The organism is Bradyrhizobium sp. Leo78, from assembly GCF_059512425.1.
This window is the reverse complement of the sequence record NZ_JCAMOT010000088.1, coordinates 1-9,145: the sequence shown is the minus strand read 5'-3', so window position 1 is coordinate 9,145 and position 9,145 is coordinate 1. Positions and strand designations below refer to the sequence as shown.

The following is a 9,145-nucleotide window of genomic DNA, read 5'->3' as shown; positions in this document are numbered from 1 at the left end:
CACGCGCCCGCGCCCTCACGCTCGGTGCAACCGCATCGCTCTTGCGCGGACGCCCCAACGGCCGCAGCGCCTCCGCCCCGCCGGCGCGAAATAGATCGCGCCATGCATAGAGATCCTTGCGCAGCACCTTCAGCTCTTCTGAAAGCGCCTTGATTCGCTCGCCCGCCAGAATGCGGCGGACCGCTTCGAGCTTGAACTCTCGGCTGAAAACACGGGGAGATTTGTTGGGCATACGTTCTCCGTTAGAGAACTGTCCCTAATTTCCCGTGTCTCACTTTTGGGGGGCACTCCAATACGGGCTGTCCCGGGTTACGCTTCGCTCCACCCGGGCTACGGGACCGTCGTAGCCTTACGGCGTCGCAATCCCCAGCTCCTTCAGCGCCGCCAGCATCCGTTCCGGCGGTTGCATCTGGATGACCATGGCCTCACCGGTCTCCAGCAGGCTCTTGAGGCTGGAGAGCATAGCGGGCCAGCCGGCGCGGCCACCGGAAAGGATATCGTCGCTGATCGGCCGGTCGTGCGATTGCAGCAGCGTGAGCTTGACCGCATCGCCGGCTTGCTCGATCTCATAGGTCACGAGCGTCGGTCCGAGCTTTTCCACCAGCGCCGGCCAGTTGACGTTGAAGGTCACCGTCAGCTTCCGCGCCGGCTCGCATTCGATCACCTCGCCGGTGATGTGCGGCGCGCCATCGGGCGTGCGCACCATGAATGCGCCGCCGACGCGGAGATCGACCTCGACCGCGTGGCCGGAAAAATACTTCCGGCTGAACTCGGCATTGGTCAGCGCCTCCCAGACCTTCTCCGGTGTGGACGCGATATAGATCGTGTAGACGATCGCCGGCTTGAATTTCTCGATATTCATGTCTTCTGGATTCCTCCGATATATCTTCATTTCTATTCGAACCCTTCGATCTCAAGCGCACGAGGCGGGATCGCGATCACTGTCCCGGTCTCGAGCAGGGTCTTGAGTCCCGACAGGATCGCCGGCCATCCCTTGGAAATGCCGTCGAGAAGTTTGCTGCCTTTGGCGAAGCCTTCATGCGTCACGGTCAGCTTCACGAGGTCGCCGTGGGGCTCAATGGTGAAGGTGACCTTGGTCGGCGGTTCCTTGCGCATCTCCTCATCGAGCTGATGCTTGAAGGTGTAGGCGAGACGCCGCGGCCGCTCGGCTTGGAGGATCTCGCCCATATCCGTCGTGGTGCCGTTCATGACCAGTGCGAACGGGGAACCCACCTTCCAGTCGGATTTCACTTCCGTGTTGAACCAGTAACGCCTAGTGAACTCGCTATTGGTCAGCGCCTCCCACAATTTCTCGGGCGTGGTCGAGATATAGGTGACGTACACGAATTCCGGCTTACTCATCACGCTTCTCCAATTGCCGCTTCAATTCGCTGAGCGCGACCAGCTTGGCGCGCTCGAATTTTTTGATCCACCGTTCGCCGATCTGATGGATCGGCACCGGGTTGAGATAGTGCAGCTTCTCGCGGCCATGCTTGAACGTGGTGACGAGATTGGCCTGTTCGAGAATCGCAAGGTGCTTGGTGACCGCCTGCCGCGTCATGGCGAGGCCTTCGCACAGTTCGTTTAATGTCTGCCCGTTTCTGGCGTGAAGCCTGTCTAGGAGCGACCGCCGCGATGCGTCCGCCAACGCTTTGAAGACTTCGTCCATGCCATCGACAATAGGCAACTAAATGGTTGCATGTCAAGGGTGTGTTTTGGCGCGGAATTGAGCCGTGTTATCGTAGCGTCAGCCAACGAAGATTGGCTTTGCAACAATGGGAGTGACGCATGAAGGGTGGCGGCAAACTTGCGCTGTGTGTGGCAATTGCTTTTCTCGGGAGCGCGGGCGCTTATGCGGAGCAGCAGAAGGTCGGAGCACCTCCCGAAGCCTCCAACATGAGATTGGTGGGAACCAACGACCTGCAGGCGCGCAGCGCCTATCAGCCCACCATCCATCATCAGGGCGACCGCTGGATCGCCTATATCGGCCATCACGGCGGCACTGATGAGATCCCCGATCCCGTCAATCCGATGAGCGGCAAGCCGGAACCCAACGGCACGTCGATCGTCGATGTCACCGATCCCGCGCATCCGCAATATCTGCGGCACATTCCGGGGCAGGAGGGCAAATATGAATCCGGTGGCGCGCAGATGGTGCGTGTCTGCGACGGCAAGGATCTGCCGAAGGGGGATCGGAGCGCGGTCTATATGCTACGCACCTTCGGCAGCGAGGCGCATGAGATCTGGAATGTCGCCGATCCCGCCAATCCCGCGCTGATCGCGCGGATCGGGGGACTGAAGGATACGCATAAGAGCTGGTGGGAGTGCGACACCGGCATCGCCTTCCTGGTATCGGGCGCGCCGGACTGGCGCACCCGTCGCATGACGCAGGTCTACGATCTCAGCGATCCCGCGCACCCCGTGAAGATCAGGGATTTCGGCCTGCCGGGCCAGGAGCCTGGTTCGACCGGCGCGGTGCCGACCGAGCTGCACGGGCCAATCTCAACAGGTTCATCCGGCAACCGCGTCTATTTCGGCTATGGCACCAACAAGGGCGGTTTCCTGCAGATCGTCGACCGCGAGAAATTGCTCAAGGGACCGAAGCAGCCGATCGCCGAGAATCTCCGCTATCCCGAAATATCGCGCATGCCGCTCTCGGCGCTCAACGGTGCACACACGACGTTCCCGATGCCGGGCATGCCGATCGCGGAATTTTCGCATGACAAGGACGGCAAGACCCGCGACATCGTGATGATCGTCGACGAGGCGATCTTGAATGAATGCGGCGAGGCGCGGCAGATGGTGTGGTTCGCTGACGTCACCACCGAGACCCGGCCAATGATGATCTCGAGTTACACCGTGCCGGAGGCGAGCGGCTCGTTCTGCGAACGCGGCGGGCGGTTCGGTTCGCATTCCTCGAGCGAGAGCATGGCGCCGGTCTACTACAAGAAAATCGCCTTCATCGCGTTTTTCAATGCCGGCGTGCGTGCGCTCGATATCCGCGATCCCTATCACCCCAGGGAGGTCGGCTACTTCATCCCGTCGATCACACCGGCAACCGACAAGCGCTGCGTCACCATCGAGGGCAAGGATCGCTGCAAGGTCGCGATCCAGACCAACAATGTCGAGACCGACGAGCGCGGCTATATCTATGCCGTCGACCGCGCCAATACAGGACTGCATATACTCGAATTGACCGGCGAGGCGCGCGCTGTCGCCGGCCTGCCGTGAAGGGGACGAATGCGCACCTGGCTGGTCATCGCGATTGCAGCACTTGTGCTCGGCGTCCTCTCGGGCGTCCCAGCCTACGAGACTTCGACGCCGCGCGAGACATGGCAAGAGATCGCCTGGCCGTTTCCGCGCGACGGCTGGCCCGCCGGTCGCGCATTCCGCTGCAATGCCGTGGCCTGCGGCGGAGATATCGAGGTCTACATCCGGCCAAAGCTCGGCTTCTGCAACTGCACGACCGGCGTCGCCGACGATGATGAGGTCGACCGCGTCGCGGATGTCGACTTGATCAGTCCGCAGTTTGTACCGCTGCAGGCAGGAAAAGCAGTGCGTGTCGCCGATATGCCCGGACGCATGAGGACGTACAATCTGAAGATTGGCGATGGCGTGCCGCATGAAGCGATCGGCATCGCGGTCTCACACCGCTGCGATCTTCTGGTGGCGGCGGCGCAGGGCAGGGGAGATGCAGCGGTCGTGCAGCGCGCGGCACTGGAATTGCTGGCATCGGCAGAGACGGCGAGATGGGTAAAATTCGCGATGAACACGCAGTAAGAATGCGGATGCCCGGGCTTGTTCCGGGCATCCATGTCCTTATTATGCAACAAAAGCCTCGAGCCGAGTCCTCCCATGTCCCTGCAAGCCTATCTCGCCTATGTCGCCGCCTGCATTGCGCTCGCTTTGTTGCCCGGCCCGATCGTCACGCTGGTGATCGCCAACGGCCTGCGGCACGGCACCCGCGCAGCGCTGACCAATGTGCTGGGCGCGCAGGCGGGGCTGGCGATCGTGATCGGCGTCGTCGCCGTCGGTCTCACCTCGCTGATGGCGACGATGGGCTACTGGTTCGACTGGGTGCGCTTTGCCGGCGCGGCTTACCTGGTCTGGCTGGGCATCAAGCTGATCCGCTCGCCGGTTGCGGAGGTGAGCTCGGATGAACCGCCGCCGCCACCGCGCGGCGGTTTCTTCCTGCAGGGATTTCTGGTGCTGCTGTCGAATCCGAAAGTGCTGGTGTTCTTCGGCGCTTTCATTCCGCAATTCGTGGACCTGAACAAGGATCACTTCCCGCAAGTGGCGCTGCTGGGCGCGACCTTCATGGTGACGGCGGCGATGAGCGACATGGTCTACGCGCTGCTCGCCGGCCGCGCGCGAAAATTCTTTTCCAAGCGGCGGACGCGCCTGGTCTCGCGCGTCTCCGGCGGCTTCATGATCGGCGGCGGCATCTGGCTCGCGCTGACACGGGCGCGTTAAGAGCCGGCGTCGCGCTCAGGCGAATAAAGAAAAAGACCGCTAACGGAGGCGGCCTCAAGTGCAGGTCCGTAATCGAAGCGCCGATAATTACTTCTTGCCGTGTTCCTCCATGTGGGCCTTGGCGGTTTCCTCGGAGTATTGCATGGCGTGAAGGGCGTGAGCTCTTTGCCGTATGTGCATGGTGCGCCGCTTTTTCGTGATGTCTGCCCTCATGGTGCTTAGCGGCTTCGCGATCCCCGGAATGTCATATGCCCGTCATGAAACGTCGCCATGTCTCCTGGGAATGCCGACACAGGCCGACTGCCGCGACTGCGTTGTGAGCGACGTCGAGCCTGTCTTCGCCGAGATGCTGATATTGCGCGGCGCATGAGTGCAGAGACCGACAGCGAAGATCGCAACATCCTGCTGAGCGAACGCTTTCCCGGTGGATCGTTCAAGGTGGTCGTAGCCCGTGCGCCGCGCGATTTGCACCCCTACCATTTGCGGTCAGACTTCTAGATTAAGTTCCAGTCTGTGGCAGCATGCGGACACTGTGGCGTGTGCGAGAATGCGAACGTCGCACTGAGGCATCTCAACGATGGCGCTGCCCAATACGCAGTTTGTGCCAATGTCCACGCAGCAATATGCGGAGGCGATGGGTTGGCGCGAGCTCGATACCGAAAGCGCAGAAGGCTGCTAAATCCAGACACGCACTTATTCGAATTGAGATTGCAGACGTCGTCAGCGACCTATCGCATGACGGTGCAGGCAAGAACTTGCGGGTGACGCTCACTGGTTGACTGCACCATTGCTCCGAGACTCGCCACCAAGCGTTGCAGACGCGTTCGGCCTCGACGTACGTGGTTCCACTCGAAACAGGATTGCGATCCGAACGCTTGCGTTCCCTCGCACGGCAAGGAGCGCTGGCCACTTCTAATATCGACGCGAAAGGCCACGTGCCGACATCATCGTGGCGTTGTCGCGACCACATTACAGGTGTCGCCGAAGCGTCACATGCGCGTCGTCAGCCAAGCCCGATAATCGTTGCGTCGTTGCCGACCAAACCCGCGTAGATTGCGCAGCGAAAATGGGACGTCCATATGAACTTGAAGAGTTTTCTCTCCTTGATATTGGCAATGTCGCTCGCTGCATCGCTGACCGGCGTTGCGGCGCCGGCGCACGCCGATAACGACGGCGGCAACCGCGACCACGGCGATAACCGCGACCATGATCATGACGGCGATCCGGACGGGAACCATCATGGTCGCAAGTCGCCGCGGGTGGTGGTGATCTCGCTCGACGGCGCGAAGCCCGATTTTATCCAGAAGTTCATCGACGAGGGCGTGTTGCCGCATGACGGCGGCCTGGCGCGGCTGAGCCGCCGCGGCGCGGTGGCGGAGCAGAACGTGACGGCGTCGCCGTCGCTCACCGCGGTGTCGCACATCGAGATTGCCACCGGCTCGACGGCGGTTCACAACGACATCCCGTCGAACACCTTCCAGGCAATCGTCGGGCCGATCTCATCGAGCATCAGCGGATTTGCGGCACCGATCGGCGGCTATCGCGAGAGCCCGCTCGGGCCGTCGCCGCGGCCGACGGCATTGCCGTTGTGGGTGCAGTTGCGCCAGCAGGGCAAGAAAGTGGTCACCGCGACCTGGCCGGGCGGCGACGGCGCCGACATCTCCATCAACAACACCGTGGTGCAACCGGCCCAGCCGATCCGCGTCACCGACTTTACCGTGCCGTTCGGGGCGTTCGGCGGCATCGGGGCTCAGGGCTTCTCGCTGGCTCGGGGAGACTTCACCTCCGATCCGGCTGTTGTCACGGCGCTCCAGGCGGCCGGCCGTTTCTCGTTTAGCCCGGTGCTGGTAACCTCAGCGCCGATCGAGACGTTCTCGTGTTCCTCGGCGCCATCGGCGACCTGCACCAATGCGGCGACGCTCGACGTTAAATATTCGATCCGGGTGGCGGCGCTCGACACCACCAATGACCGCAAGGTGAATTACGACACGCTGGTGTTCTTTGACGCGACGCGCGGCATTACGGCAGGACCGTTCCACGCGCCGTCGACCGGACCGGCCTACGTCAAGCTCGGCGGCGAGAATGCGCCATTCTTCTTCGAAGGCAGCGGGGCCAAGGTCGGCGCCGCATACTTTGTCTCGGCGCTGGCGCCCGATCTTTCGGTGGTGCGGTTCGCCCGCTACGGAGCCAACTACATCCCGCGCAACGCGGCGGTGCTGGCCGATGTCGATGACATCAACAACAATGTCGGATTCTGGCGTCCGCAGGCTGACTTCCGCATTCCGGAGCGGCTGAGCCCGGGCTTCACCAACTTCCCCGATCTCGAGATCGAGACGATGTTCGAGGACATGGTGAAGACTTTCGTGCGCTACCAGGCTGATATCGGCGAACGCACGATCCGGAACCATCCCGACGCCGACCTGGTGATGATCTATATCGAGCAGCCCGACGGCTCTGAGCATCAGTTCCTGCTCACCGACCGCCGCCAGGGCACCAACCCGACCGATCCGAACTCGATCGGCGCGGGCCAGGATCCGGCCAAGGTCGTGCGGTATGCTTCATATATCCGTTTCGCCTATCAGACGGCCGACAAGGCGGTGAAGCAGATCGCCGATGCGGCGGGCCGTGACAGCAACGTCATCGTGGTGTCGGATCACGGCTTCGCGCCGTTCCACACCTCGGTCAGCCTGACCAACGTCCTGCGCAATGCCGGCATCGACACCACCAAGATCGCGATCCGCACTTCGGGTCCGGCGGCCAACATCTACGTCAACCTGCAGAACCGCGAGTTGGGCGGCACGGTCGATCTGGCGGCCTACAAGGCGCTGGTAACGCAGATCACCGACGCGGTGAAGAACGCGGTCGATTCCAACCCGAAGTTCAACTACTCGCTCAAGGACGGGCGGATCTTCACCGTGGTCGAGACCCGGCCGCTGCAGTGCGAGGAAGGGACCGGGGAATGCACCAGCAAGACCATCGGACAGGATTTCGGCGATGTGTTCGCGCTGATGGCCCCGGGCTACAACTTCGACGGCATCCAGAACCCCGGCGTCGCCCGTCTCGGCGATGCGCCGTTCAATGCGACATCGACCATGCTGTCGATGCCTAACTTCTATGGTGCCCACGGCCACGATCCCGAGCTGCCGGTCATGAGCGCGACCTTCATCGCCGCCGGCCCGCAGATCCGCAAGGACGCCACGATCCGCCGCATGCGCAACACCGACGTGGCGCCGACCGTCATGCAGATCCTGGGTGTCACGCCCCACCGCGTCGACGGCGAGGTGCTGCGCGAAATCTTGCGCTGAAAAGTTAGCGCGCGATCCTCAAACTCGTCCGATGGGCGCTGACTAGCGCCCATCGGAACCGGCCTCGTTGTGTCCTGGCTTCTCTTCGCCAACTTTTTGGCCGCTCGCCTACAATCGCAATCGTTTCCCGGCGGACTGAAACAGCTCTGTAATACGGCCGGTTCAGGCTTTTACGGCAGAAGATTGGTAGCGGGACAGAAGTCAATGAGAATCACTCTATCGCCCTGACGTGCCAAGGGCCAACCCGACCGATAGATCGGCCTCCCTCGTCCGCGCCGAGCCGTGGACCTGCGGGGCCAGTCGACGATCACTAGAGCTCCAGCGATGTCGAGCGCCCAGTCCGAGGACGCTGCATTGGGCCTTAGGGCTCAATGGTTCGTGAGGCTGTTGAATGCTACGCGTGCCGCCATAGGGTCACCTGCCGCCAGTCTTCTCGTCGCTCTGCCATCCCTGGCATCGACATGGGCCAGCCTGTCTTCACGGCCGTGGGTGCCACTTCTCCGCGACGAACTGGTCAATGAAGGCTCGGAATAGCGCCACCGCTTGATGGCGTCATTTCCGATCGCAGTTCGGAGAACTCTTGATGCAATGGCGCTTGTCGGTGGACTGGGCACGGTCGGTCTGATGCCGCCGATCATGCGTAGGAAAAGGTCGAAATGAGCAGCCTGTTATCACGCTTGTTCGCGCTGGTGGCAGCCGCCATACTGCCGGCAATCGCGATACAGGCGTACAATGAGATCGACCTGCGTCGCACGCGCGAGGTCGAAGTACAGGACGAAGCACTCGGCCTCGCCAAGCTCGCCGCCGCTGAGCAGCAGCAGATCGTCCAGGGAGTTCGCCAGGCTTTGATTGCGCTCTCGGAGGTTCCGGCGATAAAGGCCAAGGACGTCCAGGAATGCGATGCCTACCTGTCCCGGATCAAGCGACAATATCCGGAGTTCATCTCCTTTATCGTGGTCGACATGAATGCCAGTGCCTTCTGCTCCTCATTCACGGAGCATAGGGTAGCTCCCGTAGTGCATAAGCTGGCTCCCGCCACTGGACGTGCCTACTTCGCGAACGCCGTGAGGACCGGAAAATTCACAATTGGAGAGTTCGCGTTCGGCCGAAACACCGGTCGCAGCGTCCTCCAGTTTGCGCTGCCATTCTACGACGACGAAAACCACATGGGTGGCGTCGTCATAGCATCTCTCAGCCTTGATTGGCTCGCAGACTATATCGCGAAAAAAGGCGTTCCGGAGGGAGCCGCGCTCGCCATCACCGACCGCAACGGCATCTGTCTCGCTCGCGATCCTGACAATGCCCTGTTCGTCGGCAAGAAGCTGCCTGCCGGCAAAGATCCGACGCTCTCCAACGGGACTGTAGCT

At 61.8% G+C, this 9,145-nt stretch carries 9 protein-coding genes; 5 read left to right on the top strand and 4 right to left on the bottom strand.

Translation table 11 applies throughout. The features are described 5' to 3' along the window. The 4 genes from AC5ZG1_RS42565 to AC5ZG1_RS42550 all read right to left on the bottom strand — a co-directional run. Positions 1-232: helix-turn-helix domain-containing protein (locus AC5ZG1_RS42565; RefSeq protein WP_496136389.1), on the bottom strand; the 232-nt coding region annotated here is incomplete at its 3' end. A 117-nt stretch (positions 233-349) separates the two neighbouring features. Continuing rightward, on the bottom strand, positions 350-862 hold the full coding sequence (locus AC5ZG1_RS42560) for an SRPBCC family protein (RefSeq protein WP_496136388.1): 513 nt from the start codon (positions 860-862) through the stop codon (positions 350-352). A gap of 32 nt (positions 863-894) precedes the next feature. After that, a complete protein-coding gene (locus AC5ZG1_RS42555; RefSeq protein ID WP_496136387.1) occupies positions 895-1,362 on the bottom strand; it encodes an SRPBCC family protein in 468 nt (155 codons plus the stop codon). After that, the gene (locus AC5ZG1_RS42550; RefSeq protein ID WP_028163799.1) at positions 1,355-1,669 is read right to left on the bottom strand and encodes an ArsR/SmtB family transcription factor; all 315 of its coding nucleotides are present in this window, start codon (positions 1,667-1,669) and stop codon (positions 1,355-1,357) included. The genes AC5ZG1_RS42555 and AC5ZG1_RS42550 overlap by 8 nt, the downstream gene beginning before the upstream one ends. A 119-nt stretch (positions 1,670-1,788) precedes the next feature. Here AC5ZG1_RS42550 and AC5ZG1_RS42545 point away from each other — a divergent pair, with 119 nt between their 5' ends. The 5 genes from AC5ZG1_RS42545 to AC5ZG1_RS42525 all read left to right on the top strand — a co-directional run. Beyond that, on the top strand, positions 1,789-3,231 hold the full coding sequence (locus AC5ZG1_RS42545) for an LVIVD repeat-containing protein (RefSeq protein WP_496136386.1): 1,443 nt from the start codon (positions 1,789-1,791) through the stop codon (positions 3,229-3,231). 9 nt (positions 3,232-3,240) lie between these two features. Then, the gene (locus AC5ZG1_RS42540) at positions 3,241-3,780 is read left to right on the top strand and encodes a hypothetical protein (protein WP_496136385.1); all 540 of its coding nucleotides are present in this window, start codon (positions 3,241-3,243) and stop codon (positions 3,778-3,780) included. Positions 3,781-3,855: 75 nt separating this feature from the next. Further along, positions 3,856-4,473 (top strand): LysE family translocator, encoded by a 618-nt coding sequence (locus AC5ZG1_RS42535; RefSeq protein ID WP_496136384.1) that lies wholly within the window; start codon positions 3,856-3,858, stop codon positions 4,471-4,473. 1,079 nt (positions 4,474-5,552) lie between these two features. After that, positions 5,553-7,778 carry an alkaline phosphatase family protein gene (locus tag AC5ZG1_RS42530; protein ID WP_496136383.1) on the top strand — a complete coding sequence of 742 codons (2,226 nt, stop codon included), beginning with the start codon at positions 5,553-5,555 and terminating at the stop codon, positions 7,776-7,778. 656 nt (positions 7,779-8,434) lie between these two features. Then, positions 8,435-9,145, top strand: a 711-nt coding sequence (locus tag AC5ZG1_RS42525) for a PDC sensor domain-containing protein (RefSeq protein WP_496136382.1), incomplete at its 3' end; no start/stop codon positions are given.